10 protein-coding genes and 1 tRNA gene are annotated in these 16,361 nt (G+C 64.4%); 2 read left to right on the top strand and 9 right to left on the bottom strand.

The features are described 5' to 3' along the window. Nucleotides 1-21 precede the first annotated feature (21 nt). On the bottom strand, nucleotides 22-672 hold the full coding sequence (locus tag AC1DQQ_RS11905) for a glutathione S-transferase family protein (RefSeq protein ID WP_478045314.1): 651 nt from the start codon (nucleotides 670-672) through the stop codon (nucleotides 22-24). 158 nt (nucleotides 673-830) lie between these two features. After that, a tRNA-Arg gene (locus AC1DQQ_RS11900) sits at nucleotides 831-907 on the bottom strand. A gap of 82 nt (nucleotides 908-989) precedes the next feature. Between AC1DQQ_RS11900 and AC1DQQ_RS11895 the strand changes: the two genes are divergently transcribed. Next, a complete protein-coding gene (locus AC1DQQ_RS11895; protein ID WP_478045313.1) occupies nucleotides 990-1,484 on the top strand; it encodes a hypothetical protein in 495 nt (164 codons plus the stop codon). 53 nt (nucleotides 1,485-1,537) lie between these two features. Here AC1DQQ_RS11895 and AC1DQQ_RS11890 read toward each other — a convergent pair whose 3' ends face one another. Next, a complete protein-coding gene (locus tag AC1DQQ_RS11890; RefSeq protein ID WP_478045312.1) occupies nucleotides 1,538-6,040 on the bottom strand; it encodes an autotransporter outer membrane beta-barrel domain-containing protein in 4,503 nt (1,500 codons plus the stop codon). Between the two features lie 147 nt (nucleotides 6,041-6,187). On the opposite strand from AC1DQQ_RS11890, the gene AC1DQQ_RS11885 reads away from it, so the two are divergent. Continuing rightward, a complete protein-coding gene (locus AC1DQQ_RS11885; RefSeq protein WP_478045311.1) occupies nucleotides 6,188-8,224 on the top strand; it encodes an acyltransferase family protein in 2,037 nt (678 codons plus the stop codon). Here AC1DQQ_RS11885 and AC1DQQ_RS11880 read toward each other — a convergent pair. The 6 genes from AC1DQQ_RS11880 to AC1DQQ_RS11855 form a co-directional block, all read right to left on the bottom strand. Then, nucleotides 8,221-8,757 carry a GNAT family N-acetyltransferase gene (locus AC1DQQ_RS11880; RefSeq protein ID WP_478045310.1) on the bottom strand — a complete coding sequence of 179 codons (537 nt, stop codon included), beginning with the start codon at nucleotides 8,755-8,757 and terminating at the stop codon, nucleotides 8,221-8,223. The genes AC1DQQ_RS11885 and AC1DQQ_RS11880 overlap by 4 nt on opposite strands. Then, nucleotides 8,754-9,293, bottom strand: a complete 540-nt coding sequence (locus AC1DQQ_RS11875; RefSeq protein ID WP_478045309.1) for a GNAT family N-acetyltransferase — start codon at nucleotides 9,291-9,293, stop codon at nucleotides 8,754-8,756. The genes AC1DQQ_RS11880 and AC1DQQ_RS11875 overlap by 4 nt, the downstream gene beginning before the upstream one ends. Next, nucleotides 9,290-10,279 carry a porphobilinogen synthase gene (gene hemB / locus AC1DQQ_RS11870; RefSeq protein WP_478029913.1) on the bottom strand — a complete coding sequence of 330 codons (990 nt, stop codon included), beginning with the start codon at nucleotides 10,277-10,279 and terminating at the stop codon, nucleotides 9,290-9,292. Before hemB ends, AC1DQQ_RS11875 begins: the two co-directional genes overlap by 4 nt. 56 nt (nucleotides 10,280-10,335) lie before the next feature. Beyond that, nucleotides 10,336-11,808, bottom strand: coding sequence for an MATE family efflux transporter (locus AC1DQQ_RS11865; RefSeq protein ID WP_478045308.1), 1,473 nt, complete (start codon nucleotides 11,806-11,808; stop codon nucleotides 10,336-10,338). Nucleotides 11,809-12,093: 285 nt separating this feature from the next. Beyond that, a complete protein-coding gene (locus AC1DQQ_RS11860; protein WP_478045307.1) occupies nucleotides 12,094-14,877 on the bottom strand; it encodes a valine--tRNA ligase in 2,784 nt (927 codons plus the stop codon). A gap of 94 nt (nucleotides 14,878-14,971) precedes the next feature. Beyond that, nucleotides 14,972-16,354 (bottom strand): serine hydrolase domain-containing protein, encoded by a 1,383-nt coding sequence (locus tag AC1DQQ_RS11855; protein WP_478045306.1) that lies wholly within the window; start codon nucleotides 16,352-16,354, stop codon nucleotides 14,972-14,974. Nucleotides 16,355-16,361: the final 7 nt, after the last annotated feature.

Here is a 16,361-nt window from a genome sequence, read left to right as displayed (position 1 = left end):
CCTCCGAGTGCTAGTCGAGCGCTATCGCGGTGGTGTTATTGGTGGCAGGCCGGGAGCATCCAATCCCCGGAACGGCTCCCGCCATGCCTCGATGTTCTCGAGTTGATCATACCACCGGCCAATCGCCGGATATTCGTCGATGGGCAGGCGGGCGACGTCGTTGAACGGCAGAAAGGCGGCCATTCGGAAATCGGCATACGAAACCGATTCCCCGACAAGCCACTCTCGCGCCGCGAGTTCGCTTTCAAGGATGGTGGCAGCGTCGTGGAAACGCGCCAGCCCTTCCGCAACCTTTTCGGCGTCGATCGGTCCGAGGGCGTAACGCTGCTTCGTTCCACGCTCGAAATGGACCATATCGCACGCCCGCATGAAATGCTCCTTCCCCCAGCTCAGCCAACGGATCATTTCCGGCTCGTCATCACCTGTGCGCCAGAAGTCCGACGCTGCGTCACGCGAAAGCCGGCATGCTATGGCGTCCGCTTCCCAGAGGACCCGTTCGCCGCCCACGAGAATGGGCAGGGAAAGGTTCGGATTCAAAGCCCGGAACTTCTCGGATTCGCCCGGCGCGAACGGCGAAGCATATTCAAAGTCGATCGCCGAATTCAGGTAGCGTGCGACCGCGACCGCAAGCCGCGGATTTGGATTTCGACTGAAGAAGAGTTTCATCATCATCGTCGTAATTCCGGATGTGGGTCTGCGAGCGGCAGGTGCCGCCGGCCGGTACAGCTGCCGTCGCCCCACGACAATGCGCGGCGAGCTGGCGCAGAACGCGAACCGCCGCCTCTGGTATAGAGGCGGCGGCGATAGGCATTTGTGCCTGTGAATGGAAATGGCGCGCCCGGAACGATTCGAACGTCCGACCCTCAGATTCGTAGTCTGATGCTCTATCCAGCTGAGCTACGGGCGCCTGGGAGACGCGGCACATAGAGGGGTGTTTCGGGAAGCGCAAGTGCGTTGCGCCATAGTTTTTCGCCGCCTAGAGCAGCGTCATGTCAAAGCGGATCGCGATACTCCTTACCCTCGGGCTGGTCGGCTGCACGGAACCACCGGGCACCTATCCGTCGCTCGCGTTACGGCCGATCGAATCGCGCTCGGACGCCGAGCCGGAAGTGGTGACGCCAGTCGCAGCCCCGGATTCCGAACTCGACAAGAAGATCGCGGCGATCGCCGCCAAGCTGGGCGCGTCGGACGCGGCGTTTGCCGCCAGCGCCGCCACCGCGGAGAGCGCCGCGCGCAGCCCGGCCGCGCAGGCGGTGGGCAGCAACGAATGGGTGCGCGCCGAATCGGCGCTCGCCGATCTCGATTCGCTCCGCGTCGATACGCTGGGGGCGGTCAGCGATCTCGACCAATTGGCCAGCGAGCGCGGCGTGGCCGGCGATCCCCCCTATCCAGCGCTGGACGAAGCGCGCGCCAAGGCGCAGACACAGATGGAAACTCAGCAGAAGAAGATCGCCGTGATCAAGGCGATCCTCGGCGAGAAATGAGCCGAAACGGACGGAGGGTGACGGCGCTCAGCCACTGAGCGCCGTCATTCAGTTCAGCTTATGGCTGGATTGTTCATCGCATTCAGATATCGGAACCAGCTCTGCCCTGCGTTGGAGCCCAGCGCCAACTGCTCGCTTTTCTTCTGGTTGCGCCAACCGGTGACAGTGGTGAGCGCCGAGTCGAGATCGGTGCCCGTCTGCGCCAATTGGTTCTTCAGGATTGACGGGCCGGCCAGCAGCTGGTCGGTCGCCTGGCCATCTCGGATATCCGTGACGCCGTTGGCGGTCGAATAATCCCAACTCGGCGCATTGCCGTTCTGCGTCGCGACTGCGGCAAAGGTTTGCGGCAGGCTGGCAACATTCCCGCTCGCGGCGTTGATCGACGCCGTCTTCCATAACACGAACAGATAATTGTTGTCGGCCAGATTGGCACGCGGTGCCGAGTTGATGCGCCCGACGATCCGCTTGCGATGCTGGGCGATCAGCCAGTCGAGCACGGCCCCTGCCTTCGCGGATGCACTGCGCAACGCGGCATTGAAGCCCAGCTTCTCGCCGATTCCCAGCGCGCTTAGCCAGTAGCCCGCATAGAAATCGTGCTGGCCATAGTCGTCGTTGATCGGGATGATGATGCCGAACTTGCTCGCACCGGCATAGGCGACTTTGACCGGATCAATTGCGCCGCCGGTGAACAGGTTGGCCGGCGGATGGTCGAAGCCGGGCGTGGCCGTCTTGTGCATGTCGCTGAACGCTTCGAAATCGGCGACAGCAAATGCCATCACCTCGGCCCGACTATAGAGCCGGTCGGAATTCGCCGATGCCGTCTTCCACGCCAATGCGGCATGGAGGAACGACCACGCACCATCGCGTACCGCCCAGCGCTGGGCCGACGATTCGTTGATGATTACGTTCAGATAGAGACGGGTCTGATCCCAGAGTTTGTGCCCAAGGAACGCGAATTCGGGCGTTTTCCAGAGCAACGAGCCCCAGTGCGGGAACTGATGCGCATGCAGCGAATCGATTTCGTTCGTCCCGAAATAGGGCTTGTCCGCCGCAGAACCGGCATAGGGCACCGTGACCCGTAACGGACTGTATTGCGTCGCGAACACATAAGGCTGGCCGCCCTGGATGTAATAGGCCCTTTCCGGCGGCGTCGCGCCGTCACCCGCACCATAATAGTGATTCCGCAGGGTGATCGTACGATTAGCGTTGGGCCCCTTGAACAGGGGCACACATCGCCCGCCTTCGAAACAATGATAGGGATCGCTGGCGTAACTCGAACAATAATCCAGCGCGATCGCGGCGAACAGCGTGCCGTCGTGCGGCCGCGTGGCGGTCACGTCGTACATATATTGGGCAACGGGCTCGGCGATGCCGGCGCGATCGTCACGAGCACCGCCCGGCCCCGTCACCGGGCTGCGGCCGGCTTGATTGAACGGCGTATATTTAAGCCACGTCGATGCCACCGACGCGAGCGACACGTCGGCGTAGAGCGACGCCTTGTACGGATCCTGCGTGACACCCGCCTGCGGTACCAGGGCAGCATAAGTGGTCGGTTGCCACGGCATGACGCGCGTATTGCCAAACCCGTTGGCCTGTCCGTCGCTCCACAAGCGCATGTCCCCGCCATTGTTGGAGAAATGGGTGTGCGACGCATACGGCACGGTGATGTCGTACCGCGGCAGATTGGCGTTGATGAATGATTGGCTCTGTGCCGTCGGCGTTGCCGAGCGCCAGATCACCGCCGCGCGGACCGTGCCGTGCGGATACCATCTATCGGTGGCGTTAGTGATCGCCACACCGTTGCCGTCATAGCTGCCGGCGAAGATTCTCGGGATGTCAGTGCCGTTCAGCGGGCCGCCATCGGGCCTTTCGACCTTGCCGAGCAGATTGCCTGAGGAATCTTCGATTCGCCATTTGTGCGGCACCATGTAGCTGTTCTTGCCACTGGGATCGCCGAACGGGTTGTTGGGCATCGTCGCGGTCGTCCAGTCATAGCCGAACTGGAAGGTCGCGTAGCTCCCGATGCGCACGGCTTCGCAATAATAGGCGATGCCGCCGATCACCGGTACCGCGCCTTGCGGCAGACACTCGATCCATGGCGGAACCGCCCCCAATTGCGCATCCTCGAACACGCAATTCTGCCTGACCGGTCTGGTCATGACGAGCACGTTGGCATGGCTGACAGCCGAGCCGCTCGACCAGTCCTCGAGCACTGCTCGATACGGAGCGCCTGCCGGCACCGTCAGGGGGCCGATGACCACATCCAGTGCTTGGACCGATCCACCCGTCGGTTGATAGGTCACCGTCCGCGCACTTTGCGGCGCCATTACCGCCAGCGCATCGATATAGAGGTTCTGCAACTGCGTGGCGGTCACGTTGCCCGCCGAAACCGGCGTGAAGCTTTCGCTCTGCGAGGGAAGATCAACGGTGACGCCGAGTTTTTGCACCTTGAGCGCACCGCCGCCGGCAGTGTTGCCCGATAGCGCGTTGCTTTCCAGCGGAGCGTCAGGGACGACACGCGGCTTGATCGTCGTTGTCTGCGCCGTCCCCACCTGTGTCCCGGCACGGAGGAAGCTGATGGTCCCGCCTGCCCCCGAGGCATTGTCGACATAACGCACCGCTACGTCCTCGACCGCGGTGTTCGAGAACACACTCGGGCTCTCGAACTCCTCGACGGTGCCGTCGCGCTCGATCCGGACGATGACGTTGTTGGTCGCCCAGTTGCCGAGTAGCACGATGCCGCCTTCGCCATATTCGTAGACCGCGGCGATGACGTTCTTGTCGGTCGGGATGACCCCCTTGAACGACAGGGTGAAGGCCGGCGGCGTCTGGCTTTTGCTCGCGTCGCTGCTGCTCGCGAAGCTCAGCCCGAGCGCTGGAGAGGCGAGATAGGTGCCGGCCGATAGGTTAAGGTTGGTGCCGTCGAAGCTTTTGCCGCTGCCCACAATCTGCAGCGATACGCTGCTCGCACCCCCTGCGGTCTGGGTGGGAGCAAACGGCCCGGTGGCGCTGGTGAGGCTATAGGCGGAACCTACGGTGATGGTCGTCGGGCTGGTCGAGCGCACAACGAGCGACAGCCCGACGGGGATCGTCAGTGCATAACTCGCCGCCGGGGACGGAAGATAGATGCCGAGCGGGAAACGCGTGCCCGGATCGCCATAGACCACCGGATTACCAGTCGGCGGCGGAGTGGAGCCGAAATCGGTCGATGTGTCGCCGATCGGCACGCGATAGGTGGCGGACGATCCGCTGCCGCTGGCCGGATGCACGCCCAACGCGGCGAATACGCACGGATAACGGCTGGGCGACACGCCAAGCAGGCGGAATCCGACCCAGCGACCGGTCGGTGCACCGGAGACGGTCGCGTTCAACTTCTTCTGGTTGAGCGGACTGGCGCTGTCCGCGGTGATCGCCAGGGCATTGAGCACCGACAATGTCGTGCCGTCGCTGCTTGCGATCGCGTTGGCGGTGACTCCGGTCCATTGATCGGTCGTCGCCGTGGTGTAGCCCAAACTGGCCTTCGTGTCAGCGACACTGGCCAGCGTGATTGCGGTGCCGATGTCCAGCAACACGTCGATCGTATAGGTTCCAGTGCCGCTCGTCGGCAGGCCGGGGATGAAGTAGTTGCCGTCCTTGCATGCGGTCACGGCGTTGGCGTCGCCAGTCGTGAAAGACGGCGCGGTCGTCCCACTGGCAAAGACGCGCGTACGTACGCCGACGATCGACGACTGGTCGATGAGCGCACCCGATCCCGACCCGCTGTCGGTCGCGGTAACGCCGAAATAGACCGGCGACGGCAATGGCGTGAAGGTCGAGCCCGACCCGGTGCTTGCCTGCACGCCAAGGCCGCCGAACACGCAAGGGTAGCGGCTCGGCGAGACAGCGGTCAGCCGCACACCGACCCAGCGGCCCGACAATGCGCCGGTGACAGTCGCATTCAGCTTCTTCTGGTTGAATGGATTGGTGCTGTCAGCGGTGATCGTCAGCGCGTTCAGCACCGATACGGTCGTGCCGTCGCCGCTGACCAGGGTTGTGGCAGAGACGCCGGTCCACTGATCGCTGGTCGCCGTGGTGTACCCCAGGCTCAATAGCGTATCGACCACCTTACCTAGCGTGATCGCCGTACCGATATCGAACAGCATGTCGACGGTGAAGGTGCCGCTGCCGCCCGTCGGAAAGTCCGGGATGAAATAGTTGCCATTCTTGCACGCGGTGACCGCCGTCGAATCGCCGGTGGTGAAAGCGGGCGCGGCGGTGCCGGTCGCGTAGACACGCGAGCGGACGCCGACGATCGCCGACTTGTCGATCRTCGGGCCGTAACCGGTGCCGCCACTGGCGGTACGGGTTACGACCAGTGCTCCGGCCTGCGCTGGCGTTAGCGCGGCGCCGACAGCCAGCGGTGAAGCGGTGGCCGACAGGCGTACCGAAGCAACCTGCGCAGGGATTTCAGTGACGCTGAAGTCGACGGTACCGGTAGTGCCGCTGGTAGTCAGCGCCAAGCTCTGCTGTGCCGAACCGTCCGGAAAAACGATTTGGCTGGGGCCATTGATTTGCATGCAATTCTCCTCTGCGATCCGTCCAACGCACTGCGCTGGAACATAAGGAGAACATCAATAATCCAACCTTGCAATCAAAGTTTGATCGCTAAGCTTATCGGATTTCAGCTTCTTTCAACTTCTATCGCCTAGATCGCGGCGATGGATATGGCGACCGGGCAAATTGCGGACCGATCGGCTCTGGCCGGAGCGCGTGCCGGCTATCGTCCAGATATCGATGGGCTGCGCGCGATTGCCGTTACCTCCGTCGTGCTCTTTCACGCCGGCCTCGGCTGGCTGCCCGGCGGGTTCGCCGGCGTCGATATATTTTTCGTCATCTCGGGATTTCTCATCGGCGGAATCGTCCATCACGAGATCGCCGATCACCGATTCAGCTTTGCCGCCTTTTACGCCCGGCGCGCCCGGCGCATCCTGCCGGCGCTCATCGCCGTGTCGTTGGCGACGCTGGGATCGGGAGTGCTGATCCTGGGGCCGAGCGAACTTGCGCGGTTCGCGATCTCGGCGGTCGCCGCGTTGCTCGGCATCTCCAATTTCTGGTTCTTCCACACAACCGATTATTTCACGCCAAGCGCGGTGCTCGAGCCGTTCCTGATGACCTGGTCGCTCGGCATCGAAGAACAATTCTATCTGCTCCTGCCGCCATTGTTACTGGTGCTTCGCCGATGGAGCGTCCGAAGCACGTTATGGGCGGTGCTCGCCATTACGGGCCTATCGCTTTTGCTCGGCCTGCTGGCGACACCGATCGAGCCGGTCGCGTCCTTCTACCTATTGCCGACGCGTGCGTGGGAGCTCGGTATCGGCGTCTCGCTGGCGATCGCCTACTGCGCGGGCTTCCGGCTCCCGGCTGCCGTACAGCAATGGATCGCCGTTGCCGGGCTGGTGGCGATCGCCGCGTCTTTGCGGTTGTTCGACGAACAGGTGCGCTTTCCGGGCTATGCCGCGCTCCTGCCGACCCTCGGTACGGCGATGATGATTGCGGCACCCGAAAGCGGCATCAACCGCCACCTGCTCGGCAGCCGCCCGCTGGTCGCGATCGGGCTCATCTCCTATTCCTGGTACCTCTGGCACTGGCCGCCGCTCGCCTTCCTCCGCGTCGCCGCTGCTGGTCCGGTACCGCCGCTGCTGCTGGCGGCAACGGCGATCGGGTCGATCGTTCCTGCCTATTGCTGCTGGCGTTGGATCGAACGGCCTTGGCGCCACCCCCGGCATGGCCGCACCAATCCGGCCGCCCTGCGGCGCTACGGCATCGCGCTTGCGGCGAGTCTCGCGCTGTTCGGTGGTATCGCGCTGTCCGGCGGCATTCCCGACCGAACCGGCGCATCGTCACGGCGCATAGAGAGAATCCTGACCAAGAGCAGGAGCTCTTGCCTGACCGGCTATGGCGTCGATCGACCGAACCCCAGCCCATTCTGCGCGCCGCCCGGCAATGGCCCGCTTGTCGCATTGCTTGGCGATAGCCATGCATCGTCGCTCGGCGACGCGCTGCGCGAGGATGCCCGTGCGCACGGTTACGGGCTGATCCAGATGACGGCGGGTTCCTGCCCACCGTTGCTCGGCGCGACTCTCAGGCTGCGCGAGCATCCCGGCGCATCGCGGGCCTGCGCTGATTTCAACATTGCCGCGATCGAAAAGGCGGCCCGGGATCCCCGCATCAAGATCGTCGTCCTGACGGCATTCTGGCAGTCGCCTTTCAGCGCTCGTGCCATTGCCATCGGCGATGGGGTGATACCCGCCAACGGGACGAATACGGACAGCTCAAGCGACATCGAACTGCGCTCGGCGCTCGGCCGAACGCTGACTCGCCTCCGTGACGCCGGCAAGAAGGTCGTTCTGCTGGGGGACGTGCCTTGGCTGCGATTCGACCCGGCGCGCCATGTCTGGGCGCAAGCGCTGCCGTTGCGCGGGCTCATCGAGGGCTACACGACGCCGGGGCTGAGCGAGATGGACGGATCAGTCGACGATCGCTTCTTCGACCCGCTGGTCGATCGCGGCAATGCGATCGTCGCAGAGAGCGCTCACGCCGTCCGCGGCGTTCGTTTCGCGCAACTGCGCGATCTGTTGTGCCCCAATGATCGGTGCCGAACCAATGACGGAGAGATTCCGTTCTTCATTGACCAACAACACCTTTCGGAATCGGGTGCAGATTATGTGGTCGAGCGCCTCAACGGCACGCTGTGGGACTAAGGCCGCGCTATCCGGTAGACGATGTGCGGCCTTAACGGATCGTCGATCGGCACCGCCGGATGGTCGAAATCGGCGGCATGATCGCGCATCATGCCGAGCCGCTCCATCAGGCCCCAGCTGCGCACGTTCTCAATATTCGTCATCGCCGCGATACCGGGGGCATCGGTGTTCGCCCAACCCCAGGCGATCGCCGCCTCGGCCGCTTCGCGCGCATAGCCCCGGCCCCAGGCGTCCCGCGCGAGCCGCCAGCCGATCTCGACCTGGTGGAAGAGCGGCGTACCCTCGGGGCCAGGCTTGAGGCCGCAAAAGCCGAGGAACGCGCCATCGGCTTTTCGCTCGACCGCCCAGAAACAGTAGCCGTGGCTGGCGATGAATCCGTTCTGGCGGGCCGCGGCGGCTTCGGCATCCTCGCGGCTCAGCGGCGGCCCGAGATAGCGCATGACCTCCGGATCGTTGCACATGGCATGGAACGGCGCGACGTCGCTCTCGCGCCAGCCGCGCAGGATTAGTCGTTCGGTCTCGATCGCGCTCATCGCGGTCGATCGATCGCGTAGACGATCATGTCGCCGATCACGTCGTCATTATCGAGATAGCGCGGATGGCGGAAGTCGAGCTCGGGACGGCGCGTCATGCCGATCCGGATCATCAGCCCCCAGGACGGCGCGTTGTCGGGATTGGTCCACGCCGCGATCGTCTCGGCCGGCGTGTTCGTCCAGCCCCAGTCACGGCTCGCCTCGGCCGCCTCGCGTGCGACCCCCTGCCCCCAATGCTTCTCGGCGATTCGCCAGCCGAGTTCGTACATGCCGTCGACTGGCGTATCGGGATGGCCGCCAAGCCTGAGCCCGCAAATCCCGGCAAGCGCGCCATCTGCCTTGGTCTCGACCGCCCACATGCAATGGCCGTCGGCGTCCTGTTTGGCGATCTGGCTGTCGATCAGCGTGTCGATCCGCTCGCGCGGCGCGACCCCGCCGAAATGCTTCATCATCGCCGGCGTGTTGATGATCGCGTCGAACGCAGGTTTGTCATCCTCGCGCCACGGGCGGAGGATCAGGCGAGCCGTCTCGATCATTTTGCCAGCAGCTTCGCCGCGTGGAGCGCGTGATAGGTCAGCACGCCCGAGCAACCCGCACGCTTGAACGCCATCAGCGTCTCAAGCACCACCGCGTCGCGCTCGGCGGCACCGGCCGCCACGGCAGCCTCCAGCATCGCATATTCGCCCGACACTTGATACGCGAATACAGGGACTTCGAATCGATCCTTCACTCGCAATATGATGTCCAGATACGGCAGCCCCGGCTTGACCATCACGCTGTCGGCACCCTCGGCGAGGTCGAGCGCGACTTCGCGCAGCGCTTCCTCGGCATTGGCGGGGTCCATCTGATAGGTCTTCTTGTCGCCCTTGAGCAGCCCGCGCGAGCCGACCGCGTCGCGGAACGGACCATAGAAGCCGCTGGCGTACTTTGCGGCATAGGACATGATCTGGACGTTCACGTGGCCTTCCGCCTCCAGCGCGTCGCGGATCAGGCCGACGCGACCGTCCATCATGTCCGACGGCGCGATGATGTCGGCACCGGCGGCAGCCTGATTGAGCGCTTGGCCGACGAGCACGTCCGCCGTGGCGTCGTTGAGGACGTAGCCGCTATCGTCGAGCAAGCCGTCATGCCCGTGGCTGGTATAGGGATCGAGCGCGACGTCGGTCAGCACGCCGATATCGGGCACCGCGTCCTTGAGCGCGCGGATCGCGCGGCACATCAGATTGTCGGGATTGAGCGCTTCCTTGCCATCATCGGTGCGGCGATCGGGTTGCGTGTTGGGGAAGAGCGCGATGCACGGGATGCCGAGGTCACGCGCTTCCTTCGCCCGCGCGACGATGCCGTCGACCGACCAGCGCGATACGCCCGGCAGACTGGCGATCGGTTCCTCGACGCCTCGCCCTTCGGCGATGAACAGCGGCCAGATCAGATCGGCGGCGGTCAGGGTGGTTTCGGCATGCATCCGCCGGCTCCACGCCGAAGCGCGAGGGCGGCGGAGACGGATCGCGGGGTATTGGCTCATGGCCGCGCATTTGAGCCTCCCCGCCGCTGCGCGCAAGGGGCCGGGGAGACTCTCGCTCAACCCGTTGGATGCAGCCGTCCCGCCGGCTCGCCGGTGCCATGGGCATGCTCTTCCGCCTCGGGCTCGGGCGGGACGATCAGCACCTGCTCGCGCCAATGGCCGCTCCGGTAATACCAGGCGGCGAGCAGCAGCGAGACCATCGAGCCGATTGGAAAGGCGTACCACAAAGCGTCGGCACCAATCAGCGGCTGACCGAAGATCGCGAAGCCGAGACGAACCGGATAGAAAGCGACCGCCAGGATGATCAGCGGCGGCACCGTCGCGCCGTTGGCCCGCACGGTCGAGAACAGCACCATCGTCGCGCCGAACATCACGAAGGTCCAACTCGAGATCAGCTGGATATGCCGCGCGATCGGGATCGCCGGGCTGCCGCTGCCGACGAACAGGGTCATCACCTGACGGTCGAACAGGATGATCGCGGTGATGACAACCAGCGTGATGATCGTGTTGTAGACGATGCCCGAGCGCGTAATCGCGTTGACCCGCTCCCATTTGCCCGCGCCGATATTCTGCGCCGCCATCGAGCTGACCGCGACGCCGATCGCCATCGCCGGCATCTGGATATAGGTCCATAGCTGCTGCGACACCGCATAGGCCGCGGCGGTTTCCACGCCGTGGCGGTTGACGAGGCCGATCATCGTGAGACCAGCGGTCGACATGACCAGCATCTGCGCGCCCATCGGCAGACCCTTGGCGAGGATCGTCTTCACCAGCGCCTTTTCGGGGATCAGATAGCGCAGTTCGTGCCCGCGCAAGCGAATCGGCAGGTCGCGCCAATAGACATAGATGAGCATGCCCGCCGACGACACGATCCCCGCGAGTAACGTCGCCGTCGCCGAGCCGGCGATGCCCATCTTGGGAAACGGGCCGATGCCGTCGATCAGCAGCGGGTTGAAGCTGCTGTCGATCGCGACGCTCAACCCCATGAACCAGAGCGGCGTGACCGAATCGCCGGTGCCACGCAGGCTCATCGAGATGAGCACGCCGAGCATCGAGAAAGGCAGGCCGAGGAAAATCACGCGCAGATAATCGCGCGCCATGTTCTGCGCCTCGCCCGGCGTCGCCAGCAGCCGCAATATCTGCGGCGCGAACAGCCAGCCGAGGATCGAAATCACGACTGCGCCGCCGATCACCAGGCCGACCGCCGATCCGAAAGCGCGCCGCGCACCCTCGATATCGTTGCGCCCGACCGACTGGCCGATCAGGATCGTCGCCGCCATGCCGAAGCCGAACACGGCGGAGAACATCAGGAACATGATGATGTTGGCGTTGGAGGTCGCCGCGAGCGCGCTTTCGCCGAGGAAGCGCCCCACCCAGATCGAGTTGATCGAGCCGTTGAGCGACTGAAGAATGTTCGACGCGAGGGTCGGCAGCGCGAACGCCAGCAAGGTCGAGCCGATCGGTCCGACGGTCAGATCGCGTCGGCCTCCCGGCCCCCGGTGCTGAGGCTGTTGCGGCGGCTGCGCCACGGTGGATTGCCTTTCTTCGGCCCGGACGGCCGGATTCGCTGGTCGTTTCGCTGTCGTGCGGTTCGATAGGGAATGGGCGCCGGTTCGCCTAGCCCAAGGCGCAACATAATCCGTTCGCGGGAGAGATGTTCCTTGGCGTTACTGGGCGGCGAGTGGCATTCGCCCGGAGTCGGCAGTCACTTCGTCATGCCGGGCTTGTCCCGGCATCCACCGTGCCACAACTCCTGCCTTCGCAAGAGGAGGAGTGGACCCCGGCACAAGGCCGGGGTGACGTTGTAAGTGTGGCTAACCCAGCCGCGCCAGCGCCGCCGTCAGCCGCTCGGCCTCGGCCGATTTCTCGGCATGATCCGCCCGCGCCTTCTCGACCGCCTCGGGCTTGGCGCGCTCGACGAAGCTCGGATTGTTGAGGCGCCCGGCCAGCCCGTCACGCTCCTTGGCCGCCGCCTCGATCGCCTTGGTCAGGCGGGTGCGCTCGGCGGCGAGATCGATCACGCCCTCGAGCGGCAGGACGAAGGTCGCCTCGTCCACCACGACCTGTGCCGCACCGCCCGACGCCTCGCCCTCAGCGCGATCGATCCGCGCGAGCCGTGCGATCGCCGGCGCCAGACGCTCGAACCGCGCCTGCGTCTCGGCCGAGGCATCGCGAAGATAGACGGGAAGCCGCGCTCCTGGCGGCACGTTGAGTTCGGTGCGGCTCGACCGCACTTCACTGACCAGCCGGATCAGCCAGTCGATCTCCTTGCCCGCTTCGGGATCGATCGCGCGTGCATCGGCGATCGGCCATTTGGCGACGATCAGGTCGTCGTCGCGCACGCCGAGCTTCGACCAAAGCTCTTCGGTCACGAACGGCATGAACGGATGGAGCATGACCAGGATCTGGTCGAGCACCCAGCCGGCGACCGCCTTGCTCTCGTCGTCGATCGCGCCGCGTTCGTCGCCGCTAGAGACCGGCTTGATCAGTTCGAGATACCAGTCGCAGAACCGGCTCCAGGCGAATTGATAGATCGCGTTGGCGGCACCGTCGAAACGGTAATCGGCGAGCGCGAGATCGACTGCCTGCACCGTCTGGATCGTCTCGCCGATGATCCATTTGTTGACTGCCAGCGTCGCCACGGGCGCCTCGAGCGTCTTGGACGCGCCGATGCCGTTCGACTGGCAGAAGCGCGCGGCGTTCCACAGCTTGGTCGCGAAGTTGCGATAGCCCTCGACGCGCTTCTCATCCATCTTGATGTCGCGGCCCTGGCTTTCCATCGCCGCCATGAAGAAGCGCAACGCGTCGGCGCCATATTGGTCGATCAGCCCGAGCGGATTGACGACATTGCCCTTCGACTTGGACATCTTCTGCCCGTCGGCGGCGCGCACCAGGCCATGCAGATAGAGCGTGCGGAACGGCACGTCCTTCATGAAGTGCATGCCCTGCATCATCATCCGCGCGTCCCAGAAGAACAGGATGTCGAAGCCGGAGATCAGCACGTCGTTAGGATAGCGGCTGTGGAGCTTGGGATCGGTCTCGTCAGGCCAGCCCATCGTCGCGAAGGGCCAAAGCGCGGAGGAGAACCAAGTGTCGAGGACGTCGGGGTCCTGCCACAGGATAAGCGTCTTATCATTGTCGGCCAGCGTCTCGCGCAGCGCCTGCGCGGCGCGCTCATCCTCCACGACGATCGCCGACCCTCCCATCAGGTCGAGCCCGGCGTTATCGCCCCCAATCGCTTGCAGCAAAGCCGCCTGCTCATCTTGGGCAACTAATATGCGTCCATCGTCGGCGAACCACGCCGGAATCCGATGCCCCCACCACAATTGCCGGCTGACGCACCACGGCTGGATGTTCTCCATCCAATTGAAGAACGTCTTCTCCCAACTCTTCGGCACGATCTTGATCGCGCCCGACTGGACCGCCTCGATCGGCGCCTTCGCCAACGTCTCGGCATCGACATACCATTGGTCGGTCAGCCACGGCTCGATCACGTCGCCCGAGCGGTCGCCATAAGGCGTCTGGATCGTGCGCGGCTCGGCGTCATGCTCGACGCCGTCCTTGTCGATGTGCGGGACCAGGAAGCCGCCTTCCTTCAGCCGCTCGACCACCAGCTTGCGCGCCCAGAAGCGGTCGATGCCGAGCAGGTCGTCGGGGATCAGCCCGTCGGCGGTCTGCTGAACCTGCGCCTTGGCATCGAGCATGTTGAGCATCTCGCCCGCCTTGAACCCGGCGCGCTTGCCCACTTCGAAATCGTTGAAATCGTGCCCCGGCGTGATCTTCACCGCGCCGGTACCGAGCGTCGGATCGGCATGCTCGTCGCCGATCACCGGGATCAGGCGGCCGGTGATCGGCAGCTTCACCTGCTTGCCGATCATCGCCTTGTAGCGCTCATCCTCGGGATGCACCGCGACCGCCATGTCGGCGAGCATCGTCTCCGGCCGCGTCGTTGCGACGGTGATCGATCCCGACCCATCCGCCAGCGGATAGCGGATCTGCCAGAAGCTGCCCTTGACCTCCTTGGTCTCGACCTCGAGGTCGCTGATCGCGGTGCCGAGACCCGGGTCCCAATTCACCAGCCTTTTGTCGCGGTAGATCAGGCCCTGGTTGTAGAGGTCGACGAACACCTTGAGGACGGCCTTGGAAAAGCCCTCGTCCATCGTGAAGCGCTCGTTGGCCCAATCCATCGAGCAACCGAGACGGCGGAGCTGCTGCGTGATCTCGCCGCCGCTTTCGGCCTTCCATTCCCAGACCTTGGCGACGAACTCCTCGCGCGTGAAGTCGGTGCGCTTCTGCTGGCGCTCGGCCATCTGGCGCTCGACCACCATCTGCGTCGCGATGCCGGCATGATCGGTACCGACCACCCACAAGGCATCCTTGCCCTTGAGACGGGCATGACGGACCAGCACATCCTGCAACGTATTGTCGAGCGCGTGACCGATATGCAGCGAACCCGTCACGTTGGGCGGCGGGTTGACGATCGTCCACGGTTCGGCGCCGGGGCGATCGGGGCGGAACTGGCCGCTCTCCTCCCAATGCGCATACCAGCGCGTCTCGATTTCCGCAGGGTCGAAGGTCTTGGGTAGCTCGGTGCTCATCGCACCGCCTTTACCGGCTGAGCCGGGCTAGACAAGCCGTGGCGCGGTCGGTTCGCCTGCTTGGCCAGCCGTCGACTCGCCGGACAACATTGCCTCAGGGCAATCTGGTGAAGTGCAGAACCACGCGCGGGATAGTCAGAGTGAAGCCCATGGCATTGTCGTCGAAACTCAGCGTGTAGCCCGGACCCTTATATTGGCCGGGCCCGGTTGCCTCCAGCAATTGCGGCGCGCGCGGCTTGCCGGTGCGATCGGTGACGGTCACCGTGCCGCCGGCTTCGGTGAGGGCGATGGAATAGACCGCCTTGAGGTTGGGATTGCCGTAGCGGCCGTTGAGCGAAGAGGGCGGTGCGCCCTCGCTGACGCGCGGCACGTTTCCGTCATAGGCGGCAAGCACGGCATCGGCCACTTTGTCGGGGTTATAGTCGCCATTGTTGCACAGCAGCGCCACGCCGAAGCGTTGCTCGCGATTATAGCCGAACAGGGTCTTGAATCCTCCCGCGGAACCGGTGTGGTGGAACCAGTGCGGACCGATCAGCAGGGCATTGCCATAGACGGGCCCTTGGCCGTGGTCGCGCACCGGGCTGCCATCGGTGAACCGCCCCGGCATGGCCATCAGCCGGGTGACCTCGGGGGTCCAGACCTTATGTCCGTGGTCGATATCGGCATACCATTTGGCGAGATCGTTGATCGTCGTGATCAACCCGCCGCTCCCGCCGAACAGCGGAAATTCGTCGGTCAGCACCGCCTTGCCGCCGGGCATGGTATAGCCCCGCGCGGCATTGGCGTCGGACGTGCGGCTGCCCAGTATGACGAAGCTGCGGGTCATCCCCAGCGGCTTCAACACATGCGCGTTGACATAGGCCTCGAACTTCTCGCCGGAGACGCGTTCGACCACTTCGGACAGCAGCAGATAACCGCCATTGGTATAATCATAGGCGGTGCCGGGCTTGAACTTGATATCGCGTTGCTGAAACACCTCGGCCAGTGCCTGGGCCCGGGTCGCGCGGGAAAGCGGTTCGATCCCGTCGAGCTGCAGCAGGACGAGCGAATCGCGCACGCCGCTCGTCATGTTCAACAAATTCTGGATCGTCAGCGGATCGGAATAGGACGGCAAATCAGGTAGGTAGCGATGGACGTCGGCGTCGAGCCGCACCTTGCCGGCCGTAACCAACTGCATCAGCGCGGCGACGGTAAACTGCTTGGAGACCGAGGCGGCGTAGAATTGCGTGTCGGCGTCGATCCGGCGTCCGGTTGCGATATCGGCATAGCCGTCATTGACCTGCAATTCGGTCTTGCCGCCGCGAAACAGCCCGACCGCGCAGCCGGGGGCGGCCGACGTGGCGGGCACAGCCAGCGCGGCTTTGACCGCGGCCGCCTTCTCCGCCGTCGGCTCGGCCGCCGTGGCGGCCGTTGCCGCGGGCGCCATCAGTGACATCGCAATGAGCGCGACCAGCGGCAGATATCCAATCCGAGTCACGCTACCC

Source organism: Sphingomonas sp. P4_G3 (genome assembly GCF_056401105.1).
This window is presented reverse-complemented; position numbering and strand designations above follow the sequence as displayed.

Coding starts and splice junctions, on each gene's coding strand:
- AC1DQQ_RS11860 (WP_478045307.1), bottom strand. CDS start 14,877: ATGAGCACCGAGCTACCCAAGACCTTCGACCCTGCGGAAATCGAGACG.
- hemB (WP_478029913.1), bottom strand. CDS start 10,279: ATGAGCCAATACCCCGCGATCCGTCTCCGCCGCCCTCGCGCTTCGGCG.
- AC1DQQ_RS11885 (WP_478045311.1), top strand. CDS start 6,188: ATGGCGACCGGGCAAATTGCGGACCGATCGGCTCTGGCCGGAGCGCGT.
- AC1DQQ_RS11880 (WP_478045310.1), bottom strand. CDS start 8,757: ATGAGCGCGATCGAGACCGAACGACTAATCCTGCGCGGCTGGCGCGAG.
- AC1DQQ_RS11895 (WP_478045313.1), top strand. CDS start 990: ATGTCAAAGCGGATCGCGATACTCCTTACCCTCGGGCTGGTCGGCTGC.
- AC1DQQ_RS11875 (WP_478045309.1), bottom strand. CDS start 9,293: ATGATCGAGACGGCTCGCCTGATCCTCCGCCCGTGGCGCGAGGATGAC.
- AC1DQQ_RS11905 (WP_478045314.1), bottom strand. CDS start 672: ATGATGATGAAACTCTTCTTCAGTCGAAATCCAAATCCGCGGCTTGCG.